The organism is Burkholderia sp. Se-20378 (assembly GCF_017104665.1).
Classification (GTDB): Bacteria; Pseudomonadota; Gammaproteobacteria; order Burkholderiales; family Burkholderiaceae; genus Burkholderia; species Burkholderia lata.
Genome location: NZ_JAAGPG010000037.1, coordinates 17,290 through 36,262, shown reverse-complemented (window position 1 = coordinate 36,262; position 18,973 = coordinate 17,290). Strand labels below are relative to the sequence as shown.

Genomic DNA, 18,973 nt, shown 5'->3' with positions numbered 1-18,973 from the left:
CGGCGTCGAGCCGGCCGGCGTCGCACGCGCGTTCGATCGGCGCAACCGCGGCGGCGGGAATCACCTGCTGCGCGGCGAGCGCACGCGCGAGCGCGGCCTCGACGTCGAGCATCCGCTGGATCGTCGCGCGGGGCGACCAGATCCGGTTGAGCGGCTCGGTGCCGCAGATGAGGGAGGTCAGGCGGGCGCTGTCTTCGAGCATGGCATCAGATTGGGGAAACGGCGTGCGCCTATTGTCCACCCAAGCGTGCCGGCATGCGCGCAAGCGCACGCGCCGGCACGCTCGCGGTTCAGGCAGCGGCCTTTTGCGTCGCGTCGATCAGCGGCACGCCGGTCAGCTTCTGCAGTTCGTCGAACGACAGGTCGGTGAAGATCTCGCTCACTGCGAGGCCGTCGGCCGTCACGTCGAGCACGGCGAGATCCGTATAGATGCGGCTCACGCACTGCACGCCGGTGACCGGATACGAGCACTGCGCGACGATCTTGCTTTCGCCCTGCTTCGTCAGGTGCTCCATCATCACGAACACCTGCTTCGCGCCGATCGCGAGATCCATCGCACCGCCGACCGCCGGAATCGCATCGGGCGCACCCGTATGCCAGTTCGCGAGGTCGCCGGTCGCGGATACCTGGAACGCGCCGAGCACGCAGTAGTCGAGGTGGCCGCCGCGCATCATCGCGAACGAATCCGAATGGTGGAAATACGCGCCGCCGGTGAGCAGCGTCACGTGCTGCTTGCCGGCGTTGATCAGTTCGTCGTCTTCCTCGCCGGGCGCGGGCGCGGGGCCCATGCCGAGCAGCCCGTTCTCGCTGTGCAGGAAGATTTCCTTGCTCGGGTCGAGGTGGTTCGCCACCAGCGTCGGCACGCCGATACCGAGGTTCACATACGCGCCTTCGGGGATGTCCTGGGCGACGCGCTTGGCCATTTCATCGCGGGTCAGTCGTTTCATGTCGGGTCTCCTGGCGACCGGAGTTGGCGCTTCAGCGCTTACTCCGGTCCCATACAAAGTTCAGGCGGCTTGCGATGCGTGTTCGGCGGCCAGCTCGGCCGCATGCGCGGCCTGCGGCACTTCGACGATGCGCTGAACGAAAATGCCCGGCGTCACGATGTGTTCCGGGTTCAGCGCGCCGAGCGGCACGACTTCCGACACCTGCACGATCGCGACCTTCGCGGCGCTGGCCATGATCGGCCCGAAGTTGCGCGCGGTCTTGCGATACACGAGATTGCCCCAGCGATCGCCCTTGTACGCCTTCACGAGCGCGAAATCGGCATGGATCGGCGTCTCGAACACATACGGCTTGCCGTCGATCACGCGCGTTTCCTTGCCTTCCGCGAGCTTGGTGCCGTAGCCGGTCGGCGTGAAGAAGCCGCCGATGCCGGCGCCCGCCGCGCGGATGCGCTCCGCGAGATTGCCCTGCGGCACGAGCTCCAGCTCGATCTCGCCGGCGCGGTACAGCCCGTCGAATATCTGCGAATCGCTCTGGCGCGGGAACGAGCAGATGATCTTGCGCACCTGCTTCGCCTTCAGCAGCGCCGCGAGGCCCGTCTCGCCGTTGCCCGCGTTGTTGTTGACGATCGTCAGGTCGCGCGCGCCCTGTTCGATCAGCGCGTCGATCAGCTCGGACGGCATGCCTGCCGTGCCGAAGCCGCCGATCATGATTGTCGCGCCGTCGTGGATGTCGGCCACCGCCGACTGAAGCGATTCGAAAATCTTGTTGACCATGTCTCTTCCTGATACGAACCCGCGGCTCGATGCGCGGCCTGTCGAGGGGACACGCGCGTGCCGCGTGCCGCGCCGGGGCCGATACCGATCCCGGCTTTGTTCGCTATTCGAACCTAGATTCGATTAGCGAACGATGGGCCGATCATAGAGTCGCGCACAGCGCGTTGTCAAGGCGGGTTGCCTCGGGGGCCGTCACATCGTCGAACGGCAGCCCGACGTAGTTTTCGGCGAGTGCCTGCGCGGCGGCCCGCGAGCGCGTCACGTATTTCAGTTCCGCGAACTTCAGGCGATTGACGAACGGCGAGTCTTCCGGCGACGAATGCAGCATGTTCGTCATGAAGTACGAGAAGTGCTCGGCGCGCCACACGCGCTCGAGGCAGGTCGCCGAATACGTGTCGAGCAGCGTCGCGTCGCCGTTGCGGTAGCGCGCACCGAGCGCGCGGGACAGCGCGCGGACGTCGGCCACCGCGAGGTTCATCCCCTTCGCGCCGGTCGGCGGCACGATGTGCGCGGCGTCGCCGGCGAGGAACAGGCGCCCGTGCTGCATCGTCTCGGACACGAAGCTGCGCATCGGCGTCACGCTTTTCTGCGTGATCCGGCCCTCGGTCGGCGTCCAGCCCGTGTCGTTCGAGAAGCGCGTGTGCAATTCGTCCCAGATCCGCGTGTCGGACCATTCGGTGAGGTCTTCGTCGGGCTTGCACTGCAGGTACAGGCGCGTGACCGTCGGCGAGCGCATCGAGAACAGCGCGAAACCGTTGTCGTGATGCGCGTAGACGAGCTCGTCGAGCGACGGCGCCGCGTCGGCGAGGATGCCGAGCCACGCGAACGGATAGACGCGCTCGAACGTGTTCAGCCGCTCGGCCGGAATCGTCTGGCGCGCGATGCCGTGGAAGCCGTCGCAACCGGCGATGTAGTCGCAGTCGATGCGGTCTTCGCGGCCGTCGGCGTGCTTGAACGTGACGAACGGGTGCTCGCCTTCGACGTCGTGCAACGCGACGTCGCTCACCTCGAAGTGCATCGCGTGGCCATGCTCGACGCCGGCCGCGATCAGGTCGCGCACCACTTCGTGCTGGCTGTAGACGGTGATCGCGCGCCCGCCGGTGAGCGCGGACAGGTCGATGCGATGGCGCTGGCCCGAGAACAGCAGCTCGATGCCGTGGTGTTCGAGCCCTTCGCGGCGCATCCGGTCGCCGAGGCCGGCTTCGTTCAGCGTGTCGACCGTGCCCTGCTCCAGCACGCCGGCGCGGATGCGGTTCTCGCAGTATTCGCGCGAACGCGCTTCGACGAGGATGGAATCGACGCCTTGCAGGCGCAGCAGATGGGAAAGCAAAAGGCCGGACGGACCGGCGCCGATGATGGCGACTTGGGTGCGCATTGTTTGTCTCCTGTGTCGACCGGAGTTAGCGCTTCAGCGCTTACTCCGGTCCCATGCCTTGTGCGGTCGACCGGAGTTAGTGCTTCAGCACTTACTCCGGTCCCATGCCTTGTGCGGTCGACCGGAGTTAGTGCTTCAGCACTTACTCCGGTCCCATGCAAAGCTAATTGGTTCGAATCGTCGAACACATTTGAGCGCTTTCCCGACTATGCGGCAACGCGATTCAGGAGATATGTTGTATACGTTTTTAAGATACTGACCTGGCGATGGATGCGCTCGATCTGAACCTCATTCCCTACCTCGTCGCGCTCGACGACACGCGCAACGTGAGCCGCGCGGGCGACCTGCTCGGCGTCAGCCAGCCGCGCGTGAGCACGGCGCTCGGCCGCCTGCGCGAGTACTTCGGCGATCCGCTGTTCGTGCGCACGTCGCGCGGAATGGAACCGACGCCGCGCGCGCTCGCGTTGCTGCCGGCCGCCCGCGACGCGCTCGCGCAGATCGAGCGCGGGCTCGTCGCGACGCACGACTTCGACCCGGCCGCGAGCACGCATACGTTCTCGATCGCGCTGTCGGACGTTGGCGAGATCGTGTTCCTGCCGAAGCTGCTGCAGGCGTTCGCGACGCGCGCGCCGCACGCGAACCTGCGCTCGGTCTCGCTCGCACACGACGAAGTCGGTCGCGGCCTCGAAGCCGGGTCGATCGATCTCGCGGTCGGCTACTTCCCCGATCTCGACGGCAACAACTTCTTCCAGCAGCGGTTGTTCACGCACCGGTTCGTGTGCCTGATGCGGCGCGGCCATCCGTTCGAACAGACGCCGCCGTTCACGGTCGAGCAGTTCCTCGGGTGCGGGCACGCGGTGGTGCGCGCCGAAGGCCGCAGCCAGGAGGTGCTCGAGAAATATCTCGCGAAGCAGCGCATGCAGCGCCGCGCGGTGCTCGAGACGCCGCACTTCATGAGCCTGCCGTTCATCCTGAGCCGCACCGACCTGATCGCGACGGTGCCGCATGCGATCGGCTATGCGTATGCGGCCGAGCATGCGTTCATCGTGCCCGTCGAGCCGCCGCTCGCGCTGCCGCGCTTCGACCTGAAGCAGCACTGGCATCGCAAGTACCACAACGATCCGCGCACCGCGTGGCTGCGCGGCGTGGTCGCGTCGCTGTTCAACGACGAGCAGGACGAATGGCCGAAGTGAGTGCCAGCCCTCGCACGCGCCCCGCGAAAGCATGAAACAATGCCCGGATTCCGCGCCGCCCCGGCGGCGGCATTCGATGGAGCAGATAGATGGCTAAAAAGAAGTCCGCACGGCCCGAGCCGGCCGCATCCCGCCCGAGCCGTGAAGAAGCAGAAGACGCAGTTCGCGTGCTGTTGCGCTGGGCCGGCGACGATCCCGCGCGCGAAGGCCTGATCGACACGCCCGCACGCGTCGTGCGCGCCTATGAGCAGTTCTTCGCCGGCTACGCGCTGGAGCCGCGCGACATCCTCGCGCGCACGTTCAGCGAAGTCGACGGCTACGACGAAATGATCGTGCTGAAGGACATCCGCTTCGAGAGCTACTGCGAGCACCACATGGTGCCGATCATCGGCCGCGCGCACGTCGCGTATCTGCCGAATCATCGCGTGGTCGGTATCTCGAAGCTTGCACGCCTCGTCGACGCGTTCGCGAAGCGCCTGCAGATCCAGGAAAAGATGACCGTGCAGATCGCCGACACGCTGTTCGACGTGCTGCAGCCGAAGGGCGTCGGCGTGATCCTCGAAGCCGCGCACCAGTGCATCTCGACGCGCGGCGTGCACAAGCCGGGCGTCGAGATGGTCACGTCGCGCATGCTCGGCACGTTCCGCACCGATCCGTCGACGCGGCGCGAATTCCTGTCGATCGTCTCCAATCCTTCTTCAGTCAACCTGACGAATACGTAATGGAGCAGACGAAGCAAACGGCGCACGCGCCCGTCGTGCTCGTGACCGGCGCCGCGCGCCGGGCCGGGCGCGCGTTCGCCGAGTATTTCGCCGCGCACGGCTATCGCACCGCGGTGCATTACGACCGTTCGGCCGATGCGGCGCAGGCAACAGCCCATGCGATCGCCGAAGGTGGACACGATTCGGTCGCGCTGCAGGCCGACCTGTCGGATGCCGCGCAGATCACCGCGCTGATCGACCAGGTCTATGCGCGCTTCGGACGCCTCGACGTGCTCGTCAACAATGCGTCGGTATTCTGGCAGGACCATTTCCCGAGCTTCGATCTCGCGGCGTTCGACCAGGCGTGGGCCGTCAACTGCCGCGCGCCGATCCTGCTCACGCGCGCGTTCTACGAACGGGCCCGCGCGGCCGGTACGCAGGGTGTGGTCGTGAATGTGGTCGACCAGAAGATCAAGGAAAACTTTCACCGCGACCATTTCAGCTATACGGTCGCGAAGGCCGCGCTCGGCAACCTCACGCAGATGCTCGCGCTGTCGTCCGCGCCGGTGCTGCGCGTGAACGCGGTGTTCCCCGGGCTGATGCTGCCGAGCGACGACCAGACGCAGGCCGACTTCGAACACGCGAGCCGCGCATCGACGCCGCTCGCGCGCATCGCGGGCCCCGACGACGTCGCAAGCGCGATCCTGATGCTGACGGGCAACGCGTACAACGGCGTGGATTTCGTCGTCGATGCGGGGCAGAACCTGATCCGCGTCGACCAGGACGTGCTGTACAAACACCGCGCGCCCGACGGCAAGCACTGACCGACGCGCGCGACGGCGGCCGGCAGCCGTCGGCCGCGCGCCGCGTTACGGCTTGTCGGCGCTCCCGCCTTCGCGCACCTTGCCCTGCGCGACGCTCGTGCCGGGCGGCACGCTGTGCGTGAGCCACACGTTGCCGCCGATCACCGAGCCGCGCCCGATCGTCACGCGACCGAGAATCGTCGCGCCCGCGTAGATCACCACGTCGTCCTCGACGATCGGGTGCCGCGCATTGCCCTTGACCAGCGCACCTTCGCCATCGGCCGGGAAGCTCTTCGCGCCGAGCGTGACGGCCTGGTACACGCGCACGCGCTCGCCGATGATCGCCGTCTCGCCGATCACGACGCCCGTGCCGTGGTCGATGAAGAAGCTCGGGCCGATCTGCGCGCCTGGGTGGATGTCGATGCCGGTGGCCGAATGGGCGATTTCATTGATGAATCGCGCGAGCAGCGGCACACCGAGCCGGTGCAGCGCGTGCGCGAGCCGGTGATGCATCATCGCCAGCACGCCGGGGTAGCACAGCAGGATCTCGGTGATGTGCTGCGCGGCCGGATCGCCCGCATACGCGGCCTGGATATCGCTGACGAGCAGCGCGCGGACCGCCGGCAACTCCCGGCCGAAATCGCGCGCGATTTCGAACGCGCGTTCGTCGAGCTCGGCGAACGGCGTATCGGCATGCTCGGGCAGGAACGGCAGCGCACGGCGGATCTGTTCGGACAGAATGCGCAGCGTGCTTTCGAGCGTGTGGCCGACGTAGAAGTCGACGCTTTCGTCGGTCAGATCCGGTGCGCCGTAGTGCGTCGGAAACATCGACGCGCGCAGGCCGGTCACAATCTTGCAGATTGCATCGCGCGACGGCAGCTCACGGATGCCGCGCGGATGGCGCGTGCGATGGAGTTCCTCGCGCGACTCGCGCAAGCCGGCAACGATTTCTTCAAGGCCCCACTGACGGGCGGGTGATGTCGACATATGCCAATGCAGGCAGCCGCGCTCGGTCGCACGGCCGCTAATAAAGTGACGGGTTCCGCAAGATTACCGCGTTTTTTGTCCGGGAGCGGCACACCGGGAATCGGCCGGACGGCCGATGGCGCCGAAGCGCGGCGGCGTCAGATCGTGATGCTGCTCGCGTCGATCCAGCGCACGGCCCAATCGCGCGCGTGCGCGATTGCGTCGCCTTCGTCGTTGAACTGGAGCTCGATCGGAAAAAACCGGTTCGCAACGAGTTCCCCGTCGCTCGATCGGGAGATCACGACGTAGGGTTTGAACGAACCGTCACTGGCGCGCGCGGGCGCGCAGTTCAACAGATAACCGCGGTGCGTGAAGGCAGTAGTCGCTTGCATGAATCCGCCACCTCTAGTCCCTTGCTTTGTTGTTCACTACCCGTCTTTAAGGGTGCTGCGGCCCCCCGGCGCGGGCAGAGGCGGCGCGACTGAATCCCCTGTCGCCGCTTCGCAGGAAAAGAATCATACTCTGTAGAAAACGCGTCTTCTAGCTGAAATAAATCACGACAAATCAGTGCGCGTCGCGCGACCGCGGCGATCGCCCGCGCGCCTTTTCCCGTCACGCCCGGAACGGGATTTGCTTCGATCCGGAACGCTTCGCCGCGAGGAGAGCCGCGATGGAATCATCCGGTCAAACCGATCGTTCGCATCCCCGCAGCATCGAGCTCGACAACGACGACACCCACGACAGCACGGTCGACACCGACGGCAAGAACCGCGAGGCAGCGCGCCTCGCCGGCGGCGGGCCGATCTCGCCCGACGAAATCACGCGCAGCAATGCGTCGCTCGTCAATGCGATGCCGGAAGCCGGCGACGGCTTCGCGGGTTTCGACAGCCGCCCCGGCGGCAATCATCCGGCGTTCGCGCTGCGTGCCGGCTACATGGTGATCGAGAAGGGCTTCGACGCGCCGCCGCCCATGAGCGACGCGCTGTTCGGCCCCGTCCACCGGATGTACGGCAGCGCGTACTGGCCCGGCCACCAGCGGCGGCCGGAGCGCGTATTCGAGCTGACGGCCGTGCCGAGATAGCCGGCGCGGCGTTTGAATCGATCGTTCGTTTGCGAACCGGTATCGGCCGACAGCCGATGGCCGGGGATCGGCGTACGCGACCGTGCGCCGACCGTGCATCGGCAACCGCACGATGCAGGAACGCTTGATTTCGCGCAGCGGCACCGGCGGCGCCATGCATGCCGTGAATCGCACTGACGCGCATGCATTGATCGAGGTCATGTCGAAACGGCGCGGTTGCGATTGAATGACGATGCGGGCGATGCATCCGCGTGACTGTCGTGTCGTGTCGCGTCGTGCCGTGTCCCGTCGTGCCGTGTCGCCTCGTATCGATGCGATCGGCGTGCGCGGTGATGCATGTGCGCGTGCCACACGCGACACCGATGCGCGCGCATGCCTTCCCGCCGCCGATGCAGACGACAGCGACCACCACGCCGCACGACACGCGTCGCGCGGCGCAGCATGCGTCAAGTGCATCGCTCGTCGCCGCGCGGCACGACCGGCACCTCACTGCAAAGTCCCGGCCATTGGTTTACTCTGCCTCGCAGCATTGCGCATTGCCCAGCCCGATCGGCCATCCGGCCGACTTCGTTTCAACCCGCCACTCGGAGACACTATGTACAAGCGAATTCTGGTTGCCGTCGACGGCAGCGACACGTCCCGCCATGCGTTCGATGCCGCACTGGCACTCGCGAAATCGCACGGCGCCGAGCTGCAACCGTTCTATGTCGTCGAGAACGCCGCGATCTACTACAACGTGCCCGGCTACGATCCGTCCGTGCTGCGCGATCAGCTCGTCGCGCAGGGCAACGCACTCGCAAAAGATTTCACCGCGCTGATGCAGGCAGCGGGCGTGAAGGGCGAGACGAAGCTGAGCGAAGCGACGTCACTCAACGACGTATCGTCGCTGATCCTCGACGGCGCGAAAGCATTCGATGCCGATCTCCTCGTGCTCGGCACGCACGGCCGCCGCGGGTTCCGCCGTCTCGTGCTCGGCAGCATCGCCGAGCAATGCGTGCGCCACGCAACGCTGCCCGTGCTGCTGATTCCGGCGGCCGCCAACGTCGACGAACCGGCCGCGTAAGCGGCGTTCGGCATGCGCGGGCGGTCGCGACGTTTTGTCACCCGACAGCGGCAAGTTGCGGTGGGACAATGATTCCGTCGATTCAACGCCGGAGTAAACGATCATGCTGACGCCCGTCGCTACACGTCCCGCCGCCACGCCTCATGCCGGTAGCTGGGCTCCTCGCCAGGCTGCACACTGCTCGTCGTGCGCAATGCGGCACCTGTGCATGCCGCAGGGCCTGGCGCCCGAAGCGCTCAGTCGCCTCGAGTCGGTCATCTGCGCGGCGCGCCCGGTCAAGCGCGGCGAAGCGCTGTTCCGCGAAGGCGACGCATTCGACAACCTGTACGCGGTGCGCTCCGGTTCGCTGAAAACCGTCGCGACGCGCCATGACGGCCGCGAGCAGGTCACCGGCCTGCATCTCGCCGGCGAAGCGCTCGGCCTCGACGGCATCTGCGACGACACGCATCCGCGCACCGCGGTCGCGCTGGAAGACAGCTCGGTCTGCGTGATTCCGTACAGCGCGCTCAAGACGCTGTGCTCGGAAGCCGGTTCGATGCAGTTGCGCATGCACAAGCTGATGAGCGAACAGATCGTGCGCGAAACGTCGCAAACGATGCTGCTCGGTTCGCTCAATGCCGAAGAACGTGTCGCCGCGTTCCTGCTCGACGTATCGTCGCGCTACCTGAAGCGCGGTTACTCGCCGTCGGAATTCAACCTGCGGATGACGCGCGAAGACATCGGCAGCTACCTCGGCATGACGCTCGAAACGGTCAGCCGCACGCTGTCGAAATTCCAGAAGCGCGGCCTGATCGAAATGCAGGGCCGCCACGTCCAGATCGTCGATTTCGACGGCCTGCATCACCTCTGATGTGATGCAGCACGCGGCACGCGCATCTCGCGCGCCGTGTGCGTCACGCGATCGATCAATCGAGAAACAGCGCGGCGCGCGCCTTCAGCGCCGCGCTGAAATCGTCGAGCCAGCCGATCGACAAACGCCAGCTCTGCCAGTAAAGGTCGATGTCGATCGTTCGCCCGCGCGACATGTCGACCAGTTCGCCCGCCGCCAGTTGGCGGTCGACCATCCGGTCCGGACACATTCCCCATCCCAATCCCGTTTCGCACGCACGCAGGTAGCCCGCGACGTGCGGTATCCAGTGCTGCGGCGGATCGAGATCCGCGCGCGTCACGCGCCGGATGAAACGCGCCTGCAGCCCGTCCTTCGGATTGAACATCACGCACGGCGCGCGGCGCAGCGCATCGCGCGTGATGCCCGCGCCGAAGTAGCGTTCGTGAAACGCCGGCGAGCACACCGCGCGATAGCGGATGCGCCCGAGCCGCTCCGACCGGCACCCCTGGATCGGCTCCGCCTGCGCGGTTACGGCCCCCTGCACGCTGCCGTCGCGAATGCGCGAAGCGGTGTAATCCTGGTCGTCGATCACGAGGTCGAGCAACGTTTCGCGCTCCGTGCAGAACGGCCCGACCGCATCGATGAACCACGTCGCGACGCTGTCGTCGTTGACGGCCACGCGCAACGTCGGCCACGCGCTCGCGATCTGGCCCGGCAACGCCGGCATCCGGCCGCCCAGCTCGGCCTCGAGCAGTTGCACGCGCTCGGTGTGCCGACACAGCAGCGCGCCCGACGTCGTCGCGACGCACGGCTGCCCGCGTTTGACGAGCACGCTGCCGACCCGCTCCTCCAGCAGTTTCACGCGCTGCGACACGGCCGACGGCGTGACATTCAGCTCCTTGGCCGCCCGCTCGAACGAGCCGTGCCGGATCACGGCCGCGAGGGCATCGAGCAACGCGTAGTCGAGCATTAGATTTCCTTAATCTGCATTAGGTGAATTAGCTTCTCTTATTTTCATGCTGATCGCAGACTAGCGCTACCCGATTCATCCGTCTACTGCTTCCACTGCTGTCACCCACCATGAACTGGCTCGCTTTTTCCCACGGCGCCGCACTCTGCGGATCGCTCATCGTCACCATCGGCGCGCAGAACGCATTCGTATTGCGGCAGGGCATCATGCGCTCGCACGTCGGCAAGATCGTGCTGCTGTGCGCGCTGTCCGACATGATCCTGATCGGCGCAGGCGTCGGCGGCGCGTCGGTGCTCGTCGAACGCTTTCCGACCTTCGTCCACGCGGTGCTGTACGTCGGCCTCGCATATCTCGCGTGGTTCGGCATCAACGCGCTGCGCCGCGCGTTCAAGCCGGGCCACGAAACGCTCGACGTGCGCGGCGACGCGGTTGCGCCGCCGCCGCAGAGCGGCCTGGCGATCGTGCTGATGACGCTCGCGTTCACGTGGCTCAACCCGCACGTGTATCTCGACACGTTCCTGCTGATCGGCACGGCCGGCGCACGCGAGCCGGAAGGCGCGCGGCTCGCGTTCGCGATCGGCGCGATGTCGGTCAGCGTCGTGTGGTTCCTCGGGCTCGGCTACGGTGCGCGACTGCTGGCGCCGTGGTTCCGCAAGGCGGTGGCGTGGCGCGTGCTGGATGGCGCGATCGGCAGCATGGTGCTGTTTCTCGCGGCCGTGCAGTTGCGGTAAGGAAGGAAGGAAGGAAGGAGGGAAGTGTCGCGGCAGATCCGGTCTGCCGCGACGTCAGGTCGCCCGCTCGCTGTCACGAGCGGTGTCGCGTACGGCGTCAGGCGGTCGACGTCGCATCGCCGCCGGTCTTCGCCGGCTGGTTGCTGGCAAGCTGAGGCTCGTTGGCCGCCATCGGGTCCTGCTGCTTGGCCGGATCGGCCTTGGCCACTTGCGTGGAAGCGTGTTCCGCCCTGTCGCCTTCATAGCGCCAGTACAGGTACTTCTTGCCGCGCTTGCCCATGAAATACTGCCGGTTGACCGACCAGCGGCTCGATTCGGCAAAGCCGACGTGACCGTCTTCCATCTGCTTCTTGAAACCGGCAATCGAATCGTGCACGTAGTGATCGAAGAACTGGTCGAACGTCGCGCGCGCGGTCGCATCGATGCCACCCAGCCAGTTGTCCTTGACCCGCGTGGCCGCATCGATAGCCTTGTGCTGCTCCGAAACGTAGCTCCTCACGAAGCCCCCCGCATCTTCCCGAATGCTCAGGGCATCCGCGTTCCATTCCTTGTCGGTAATGGCCATGTAGGAATTCACGCCGCCAGGCGGCTTCAGCCGACCGTCGTGCAGACGCCGGCTGCGGCTGGCACGCCACTGGTAATAGCGGTTCATGTGCCAGATGACCTGCGGCTCGAGCCGGCCACTGTTCAGCGCCACGCCCGCGCGTCGTTCGTTGCCCTGGCCCATGTACACGTTCCAAGCCGCTTCCAGCTCCCTGGAAATCGTGAACAACCCGCCGGCATCGTCCATCACGTCCTTCGGCGGGCGGAACGGCACGCCTGCCTTCCACGCTTCGATGTAGAGATTGTTCAGCGGAATGTTGGCCAGTTCGTTGGTTCGCCCTTCCTGGTAGTTGCGCTCGTAACCGCCGCCCACGTCCGAGTGCATGCCCGGGTAGTACACCTCGCGGCAGTTCGACGGAAGCTTCTGGTCCTCCCGCACCGAGTCGCCAGGGAATTTCTCGCGAACTTCATGCGAAGCGACATAGTGAACGCATTGCCGTACGTAGTCCGGAATGCGAATGTCGTTCGCCCACTCGGCGTGTCCACCCTTGTCGATGCTGCTGAGCAGGCCGCCGGCGACCGGCCCGAGAACCGCGCCGACGATGTAGGGCGCCGCCTTCTCCAGGCGGCTGCCGCCGAAGCCGGTCGACGCCACCGTATCCAGGATGCCTAGGAAGTAGACGACCACTTCGGGGCGCATATCCTTCATGTTCTTCTTGTTCCACCAGAGCCTGCCGCCGATGTTCTCGGCCAGTCGCTCGGTCAGCATGCGAACGAACGCCCGCGCTTCGGTGGCGCCGCGCGAGAAACCGAACGCGGCCACGTTGATCTGGCTCACGGCCGGCATGTGGCTCGCCACGTGCTTTTCGAGTTCGCCGAGCATCCAGCGAATGCGTGCCTCGCCCTTGCTCGCGGCGGCCATGCCCAACGCACCGTCGAGTCCCTCCCCCGAATCGCCAACCTTGCTGCACGGCGTGCCGACGCCCTCGACATAGCGGCCCATCGTGCGTGGATTGGCCTTGTTGAACGGGACGTGGGCAAACATCGCGAGCTTGGCGATATTGCTGTACTTGGTCTTCGCGACGTCCGTCGAACCGTTGCCGTCCGCACCGAAATTGTTGCCCGTGCCATCGAAGAACGCCGTGAACCACACGGGCTTCGGGCACTCCTTGCATTGCTCGACACGCAACGGATCGAGCGCTTCGCGAAATCCGTTCCGGACGGCGTCCTCGACCGGCGTGATATCGGTGATGCGTCGAATGAGAGGGGGATTGCTCATGACAGTTAAGCTCCTGTTCCGGCTAGGTGTCCAGCGTCAATTCCACTGGGCCGGCTTCTTGCGCCCATAAAACGGATTGGAAACTTCCTTCACGCAAGCGCGGCCGGCCAGCTTGCGCTGCTCGTCGCGCTTCGCAAGCGCCACCTTCGGGTCCGGGCCGTCGGCTTCGAGATCCATGTCGCCTTCCACTCGGCCGTCGGGGAAGAAGTGCAGCACGATGCCGCCGCTCTTGTCCTTGACGGGCGGGCGCGTGACCGTAATCTCGCCTTCGCACCACGCCATCCCCGGCTGGGTTTCCCGATGGGTGTACGGGTCGTAATTCGCGGACGACGCTTCCATCGCCCGCTTGTCGACTACACGCTCCCACCACACCTTGAACGTCTTCGGCGTCTTCCAGCGGAAATCCCATGCGAGGCTCGCGCGCGATCCGCCGCCACCGGACCAGTACTTCGCATTCCTCGGCGTGGCGCGCGCGCCGTCGGCGCTTGCCGCGTCGTCAAGGCTGTTCTTGTCCGGCGGCAGGAGATAGACGCCGTAGATGTCGTAATCCGTATAGTTGAAGGACCCGGCGGTAATGATGTCGTAGTTCGGGTCGTTCCATTTATTCACTTCGCCGGGCGCGAGGCTGTCCTTTTCGGCATCGCCCGTGGTCTTGCTGCATGCAGCCGTGGAGAAAACCATCACGGACAGCAACGTAATCCAGCCGCGGTTCATATTGAACATCCTTCTTTTCCATTCGATTTCTTCGTGCCGCCCGCGACATCCGGAACGCATGTCCGGTCGGAACGACTCATCGCGCGCGCCCATCACTCCGCCACGCCCTGCATCTGCTGCCACCCCTCGGCCGGCACGAGCGCCAGCGCCTGCGGAAAGTCTTCCCCTTGCGCCACCGCGTCGAACACGGCGGCCATCGCCGGATGCTCGTCGAAGCGCGGGCCGTACCGCAGCGCCAGTTCGCAGTAGATCAGCAGCGACACCGCGCTTTCCGCGCCATGCGCCTGGCACCGCGCCAGCTGATCGCGCACGAAACCGTAGTGCTGCGCGGCCGGCAACGACGCCAGCAGCGCGGGCTTCTCGGTGCGAAGCCGCTCGATCAGCGTGTACGGATAACAGGCCGCCAGCAGGTCGTCCTCCTGTGCCTGGGACAACTGCAGCGGAAACTCGGCAACCTGCTTGACGTTCGCAGGCGCGGTGATGTTCGTCGTCCGGATCGTCAGTTCGGCATCCAGATGAATCCAGTGCCGCACGCCTTGCGCCAGATACGCGCGATGCGCCGCCGGCAGCATGTCGAGCCAGAACGGCAGCACGCGCGGATCGAAGAAGCGCATCAGCATCGCGTTCTCCATCTGCTCGAGCTGAACATCCACCATCGGCGCGAGATGCGCAGCCAGTTGCGCAAGCGTCAGCTGTGAAACGAGCACGCTCGCCGCCGGCCACGGAATGTCCCGCGGATCGGTGTCGTCCGCTGCATCGGCGCTGTCTCCGGCCGGCTGCCATTCGAACAGCAGGGGCCCGACGATCCGCGCGTCGTCATCGGCGTTGTCGAGCAGCGATGCGGCGACAAACGCCGGCCACGATGCCCGTTCCTCATCCGGCAACGTCGCCAGCAACGCACCGTCGATCAGGACGTAAGCGCGCAGCCCGTCCTGTGACGACAATGCGGCCTGAAGCGCATCGACCGCCTGTGCGGCCTTCAACTCGTTCGTCATGCGTTGCCCTGCCTCAAGCCTTGGCCGCGAACGGCGACGCCATCGATGCCGCGTTGACCATGCACGGCGCGCACGCCGTGCCCGGGAACGCCTGCGCGGGCACCGGCAGGCTGTCCGGCCCGATGAACGCATGCGATGCGGCATGCGCCGTCCATGCGCCCTTGGTCCCATGGACGATGCCGCTGCCGTTCCAGCGCGTATAGCTGGTGCCGCCGTTGATCAGGACTTCTTCCTTTGCCGTGATGGTGATGCGGTTCGCATCGACCTTCACGTCCAGTTTGGCCAGCACGTTGATGCTGTCCTTCAGCGCCTGGATGTCGATGTCGGCGGCAGCCGCCACGAGCCGGATGCCTTTTTCGAACGCGGCGACGCGCACGGCCTCCTGCGCGCTGACCAGCATGCTCTTGCCCGCACCGATGCTCGTGTGGGCTCCGCTCGTCAGCGCGACGTGCTGGCCGCTCGCGACGTGGGTCGATCCCGTCGTCGTGGCCAGGATGCCCGCCGGGCTGGCGAGCGCCAGGAACGGCTGCGAGAACTCCGGATACTCGCCCTGCTGCGGATTGCCGCCGCTGCCCTTGAGACCTTCGTTCTGCGTCCTGAGCGCCTGGTGGACGGCATCCTGGTCGCCGGACGCCTGCGCCTTCACGTCGTGCGCGGAACCCGACAGCGATTCGTGCAGGTCGTGCGCCTTGTCGAGGCGCGCGACGGTTTCGTCGATGTCCGTCGCATGGGCGCGCGCGTCGTAGCGCGCTTCGCTGGTCACCAGCAGGCCCTTGGCCGCCCGAACCGCACCGTGCGCGTCGGTCCGCAACTCGAAACCGCGCGCGCGCTGATCGGTGCGTCCCTGCGTATTGTCGATGCGGACGTTGTGTCCCAGAGTCAGTTCGCTGGCGTCGGTATCGCTGCGCAGCTTCAGCTGGAGCTGCTGCGGCGTGTCGTCGAGCAGCACGTGGTTCGAGCGGCCGCCCGCCGCGTTGCCGGTGTCGCCCGACAACTCGCGGCTGCGCAGCCCAGTCAGCATCTGCTGGTCGGGCAGCGCCCACGGCGGCATCCGTTCCGCGTTGTACGTGGTACCCGCCACGATCGGCCGGTCGGGATTGCCGTCGAGGCACATCACGACCACCTCGCTGCCCACGCGGGGATGCGCGATCATGCCCTTCTCGCCGCCGGCCCAGCCGGCAGCCACGCGAATCCGGGCGCTGGTCTGCGCCGCACGATCCCAGTGGTACACGATGCAGACCCGACCGTACTCGTCGACGTCGACGCTGCCGGTGCCCTTCGCGCCCGCGATGGTCGCGGTTTGCGGCGCCAGCACCCGCACGGGCTCGCTGTTGAAGCCGCGGCCCGGACGCCACGGTATATGCCGGAGGCCCGCGACGAAGCGGTTGCGATATTCGGGCTTGCCGTCGGCCTGCAGATAATTGTTCGCCGCTTCGTGACGGGCCTCGAGGATCAGGTACCGATGATCCTCCGGGCTGCCCGACGCCGTGCTGAAGTGGTCGGACAGCTGAAACCAGCGTCCGGGCAAGATGCCGTGATGGTTGCCGGCCGCGTCGAAACGCGAAGCCGCGGCCTCGATCTCTTCCATCCGCACACGCGCCAGCGCATCGCCGGAACGCGTTTCCTTCACGAAACCGTAGTGCCCCACGTACTCATGGTGCTCGACTTGCGGCGCGACACCCGGCGGATGAAGCGTGGGGATCTGCGCGCTCGCGGCATGCGGCGTCTTGAAGTCGAACGCCGTCGCGCTGTAGCTGCCCGCGGAGAGCGACCGTACCGCGGACCACTGCGAAATGGCGTCCGCGGCCATCGGGCCGTCGTGCGTCTGGAAGCGGATCTCCGGCGATCGGCCGTCGATGGCCGGACACTGCACCGTGCTGTCGTCGCCGACGACCAGCTTCAGCCCCTTCTCGTCATGCTCCCACCAGTACAGGTAGCCGATGGCTTCCAGATGGCGAACGAGGTAGTTCCAGTCGCTTTCGCCGAGGCCGCCACCCTGGACGTTCATCGTGCGCGCCGGATCGTCACCGCGCACACGCCACTCCCAGGACGGCGCGAGCCCCTGGTAATCGGCGAGTAGCGTGCCGATCTGCTGCTGAAGCGATTGCCCGAGGAACAGGCGGTTGTTCACGCGCGTCCGCAGGAAGTGGCTCCATGGACGCAGCACGGCACGATATTCCGCGACCGAATCGTCGTTGCGGACGAGCGAAAACTCCGTGCAATAACCGGTGAAATGGCGCAGGCCGCCATCCGGGCGCACCATCGACACCGCGAGCAGCTTGCCCAGCATGTCGTCCAGCGTGGCGCCCGCCTCGCCGGACAGCAGCGTCAGTTCGAACGTGAAGTCGATCCCGAGCCCTTCGTGCGCGACGAGCCGCTCGACGACCAGCCGCGCCGGACGGTGCCGGCCATACGAGTCGGTGACCGAAGGTGCGTCGTCGTGAGGGAAAGACAGCGTGAGCAGGCGCTTGTCTTGCAGGAAAAACGGGGTCCGAATAAATGCCGCAAGGTCAGCCATGACCGCCTCAGAATGATTTTTCGTTCGCGTGGCAGCGGCCCGCTGCCTCCCATATTTTTGGGATGAAAGGATATCGTAGACAACGCACCGCGACAACATTGACGTCCTGCGTCATTTCCCTAGTGCCGCCAGGAAAATCGGTAATAAATACAGCACCTTACCCATGCCGGGTACGACGCTCGAACGGATGTCGGCACCGTCATGACGTCGCCTTGTCCGGCATCCCGGCACACGGCCTCGGAACACGTCGGTTCGCGTGCCGAGGGAGGAACCTCGTGCTGCGCTTCGCCGTCTCAACGCGACCGGCTTCACCTCCCGCAGTCCCATCCTTTCACCCGCAGCTATCGGAGCAGAACATGGCATACCGCACTCTCGGCACGTCGACCATCCAGGTTTCGCCGCTCGCGTTCGGCGGCAACGTCTTCGGCTGGACCGTCGACGAAAACGCATCGTTTGCACTGCTCGACGCGCTCGCCGACACCGGCATCAACTTCATCGACACGGCCGACGTCTATTCGGCCTGGGTACCCGGCAACCACGGCGGCGAATCGGAAACGATCATCGGCAAGTGGCTCAAGCGTACCGGCAAGCGCGAGCAGGTCGTGATCGCGACCAAGGTCGGCCTGCTGGGCGCGCGCGCGGGGTTGTCGAAAGACAACATCCTGAAAGCCGCCGACGAGTCGCTGCGCCGCCTGCAGACCGACTACATCGACCTGTATTTCTCGCATCGCGACCTTGCCGATACGGCCCCGCTCGAAGAAACGCTCGGCGCCTATCAAACGCTGATCGACGCGGGCAAGGTGCGGATCATCGGCGCATCGAACTACAGCGGCGCGCGCCTGCGCGAAGCGGCCGACATCAGCCAGCGCGACGGCCTGCCCGCGTACCAGGTCATCCAGCCCGAGTACAACCTGCTCGACCGCGCCGACTACGAACGCGATCTCGAACCGGTCGTGCGCGACCTGAAGCTCGGCGTCGTCAACTACTACGCGCTCGCGAGCGGCTTCCTGTCGGGCAAGTACCGCAGCGAGGCCGACCTGAAGAAGAGCGTGCGCGGCGATCGCGTCGCCGGGTATCTCAATGAACGCGGGCTGCGTATTCTGGCGGCGCTCGATGCGGTGGCCGAGAAGCACGGCACGCAGCCGGCCACGATCGCACTCGCATGGCAGATCGCGCGGCCGACGATCACCGCGCCGATCGCGAGCGCGACGTCGCTTGCGCAGCTGGCATCGCTCGGCGAAGCGATCCGTGTTCAGCTCGATCAGGACGACATCCGCCGGATCGACGAGGCGAGTGCGGGCTGAAGTCGCCGGTAGCGGGCCGGTCGACCGGATCGCGCGGTCTGCGCGGTTCCGCGACCGGCCTGTGTCATGTGCGCGCTCTTGTCACCGCATTCGCGGGGGCGGGTCATTCGTGAGTGGCGGGTGAATACAATGGCACGGGTCCGGGCGGCCCGCCGCACGGCACGACACGGTCGCACCGAGATCCGTG

18 protein-coding genes and 1 pseudogene are annotated in these 18,973 nt (G+C 66.0%); 8 read left to right on the top strand and 11 right to left on the bottom strand.

Translation table 11 applies throughout. The features are described 5' to 3' along the window. The 4 genes and pseudogenes from G3N93_RS07400 to pobA all read right to left on the bottom strand — a co-directional run. A pseudogene (locus G3N93_RS07400) lies at positions 1-202 on the bottom strand (3-carboxy-cis,cis-muconate cycloisomerase); the annotation flags it as partial. A gap of 88 nt (positions 203-290) precedes the next feature. Beyond that, positions 291-947 carry a CoA transferase subunit B gene (locus tag G3N93_RS07395; protein WP_124456744.1) on the bottom strand — a complete coding sequence of 219 codons (657 nt, stop codon included), beginning with the start codon at positions 945-947 and terminating at the stop codon, positions 291-293. Positions 948-1,007: 60 nt separating this feature from the next. Further along, entirely contained in the window at positions 1,008-1,721 is a 714-nt protein-coding gene (locus G3N93_RS07390; RefSeq protein WP_011356717.1) for a 3-oxoacid CoA-transferase subunit A, read from the bottom strand. A gap of 142 nt (positions 1,722-1,863) precedes the next feature. Then, positions 1,864-3,096, bottom strand: coding sequence for a 4-hydroxybenzoate 3-monooxygenase (gene pobA / locus G3N93_RS07385; RefSeq protein WP_206132676.1), 1,233 nt, complete (start codon positions 3,094-3,096; stop codon positions 1,864-1,866). Between the two features lie 266 nt (positions 3,097-3,362). Between pobA and G3N93_RS07380 the strand changes: the two genes are divergently transcribed. From G3N93_RS07380 to G3N93_RS07370, 3 genes are all read left to right on the top strand, one after another. Next, positions 3,363-4,289 (top strand): LysR family transcriptional regulator, encoded by a 927-nt coding sequence (locus tag G3N93_RS07380; RefSeq protein WP_206132675.1) that lies wholly within the window; start codon positions 3,363-3,365, stop codon positions 4,287-4,289. A gap of 89 nt (positions 4,290-4,378) precedes the next feature. Beyond that, the gene (gene folE, locus G3N93_RS07375) at positions 4,379-5,011 is read left to right on the top strand and encodes a GTP cyclohydrolase I FolE (protein ID WP_174940380.1); all 633 of its coding nucleotides are present in this window, start codon (positions 4,379-4,381) and stop codon (positions 5,009-5,011) included. Beyond that, positions 5,011-5,814: an SDR family oxidoreductase gene (locus tag G3N93_RS07370; RefSeq protein ID WP_206132674.1), complete on the top strand. Its 804-nt coding sequence runs from the start codon at positions 5,011-5,013 to the stop codon at positions 5,812-5,814. The genes folE and G3N93_RS07370 overlap by 1 nt, the downstream gene beginning before the upstream one ends. A 45-nt stretch (positions 5,815-5,859) precedes the next feature. Here G3N93_RS07370 and epsC read toward each other — a convergent pair whose 3' ends face one another. Further along, on the bottom strand, positions 5,860-6,780 hold the full coding sequence (gene epsC, locus G3N93_RS07365) for a serine O-acetyltransferase EpsC (protein ID WP_174940384.1): 921 nt from the start codon (positions 6,778-6,780) through the stop codon (positions 5,860-5,862). A 137-nt stretch (positions 6,781-6,917) separates the two neighbouring features. Beyond that, positions 6,918-7,151 carry a hypothetical protein gene (locus tag G3N93_RS07360; protein WP_011356723.1) on the bottom strand — a complete coding sequence of 78 codons (234 nt, stop codon included), beginning with the start codon at positions 7,149-7,151 and terminating at the stop codon, positions 6,918-6,920. 278 nt (positions 7,152-7,429) lie between these two features. Between G3N93_RS07360 and G3N93_RS07355 the strand changes: the two genes are divergently transcribed. The 3 genes from G3N93_RS07355 to fnr all read left to right on the top strand — a co-directional run bounded on the left by G3N93_RS07355 (position 7,430) and on the right by fnr (position 9,753). Beyond that, on the top strand, positions 7,430-7,840 hold the full coding sequence (locus G3N93_RS07355; protein WP_174940386.1) for a DUF3005 domain-containing protein: 411 nt from the start codon (positions 7,430-7,432) through the stop codon (positions 7,838-7,840). Between the two features lie 595 nt (positions 7,841-8,435). Further along, a complete protein-coding gene (locus G3N93_RS07350) occupies positions 8,436-8,903 on the top strand; it encodes a universal stress protein (protein ID WP_011356725.1) in 468 nt (155 codons plus the stop codon). A gap of 103 nt (positions 8,904-9,006) precedes the next feature. Continuing rightward, positions 9,007-9,753: a fumarate/nitrate reduction transcriptional regulator Fnr gene (gene fnr, locus G3N93_RS07345; RefSeq protein WP_174940388.1), complete on the top strand. Its 747-nt coding sequence runs from the start codon at positions 9,007-9,009 to the stop codon at positions 9,751-9,753. Positions 9,754-9,808: 55 nt separating this feature from the next. Here the strand turns inward: fnr and G3N93_RS07340 are convergent, their stop codons facing one another. Continuing rightward, complete coding sequence (locus tag G3N93_RS07340) at positions 9,809-10,702, bottom strand: LysR family transcriptional regulator ArgP (RefSeq protein ID WP_206132673.1); 894 nt, start codon at positions 10,700-10,702, stop codon at positions 9,809-9,811. Positions 10,703-10,812: 110 nt separating this feature from the next. Between G3N93_RS07340 and G3N93_RS07335 the strand changes: the two genes are divergently transcribed. Next, a complete protein-coding gene (locus tag G3N93_RS07335) occupies positions 10,813-11,433 on the top strand; it encodes a LysE/ArgO family amino acid transporter (RefSeq protein ID WP_174940390.1) in 621 nt (206 codons plus the stop codon). 97 nt (positions 11,434-11,530) lie between these two features. Here G3N93_RS07335 and G3N93_RS07330 read toward each other — a convergent pair whose 3' ends face one another. From G3N93_RS07330 to G3N93_RS07315, 4 genes are all read right to left on the bottom strand, one after another. Continuing rightward, positions 11,531-13,255, bottom strand: coding sequence for a DUF2235 domain-containing protein (locus tag G3N93_RS07330; RefSeq protein ID WP_206132672.1), 1,725 nt, complete (start codon positions 13,253-13,255; stop codon positions 11,531-11,533). A 36-nt stretch (positions 13,256-13,291) separates the two neighbouring features. Next, positions 13,292-13,978 carry a DUF3304 domain-containing protein gene (locus tag G3N93_RS07325; RefSeq protein WP_241026447.1) on the bottom strand — a complete coding sequence of 229 codons (687 nt, stop codon included), beginning with the start codon at positions 13,976-13,978 and terminating at the stop codon, positions 13,292-13,294. An 83-nt stretch (positions 13,979-14,061) separates the two neighbouring features. Beyond that, positions 14,062-14,964, bottom strand: a complete 903-nt coding sequence (locus G3N93_RS07320; protein ID WP_206132671.1) for a DUF4123 domain-containing protein — start codon at positions 14,962-14,964, stop codon at positions 14,062-14,064. Positions 14,965-14,977: 13 nt separating this feature from the next. Next, positions 14,978-17,482 carry a type VI secretion system Vgr family protein gene (locus G3N93_RS07315; protein ID WP_206132670.1) on the bottom strand — a complete coding sequence of 835 codons (2,505 nt, stop codon included), beginning with the start codon at positions 17,480-17,482 and terminating at the stop codon, positions 14,978-14,980. A 356-nt stretch (positions 17,483-17,838) separates the two neighbouring features. Between G3N93_RS07315 and G3N93_RS07310 the strand changes: the two genes are divergently transcribed. Next, positions 17,839-18,786: an aldo/keto reductase gene (locus G3N93_RS07310; protein WP_174940398.1), complete on the top strand. Its 948-nt coding sequence runs from the start codon at positions 17,839-17,841 to the stop codon at positions 18,784-18,786. Positions 18,787-18,973 lie beyond the last annotated feature (187 nt).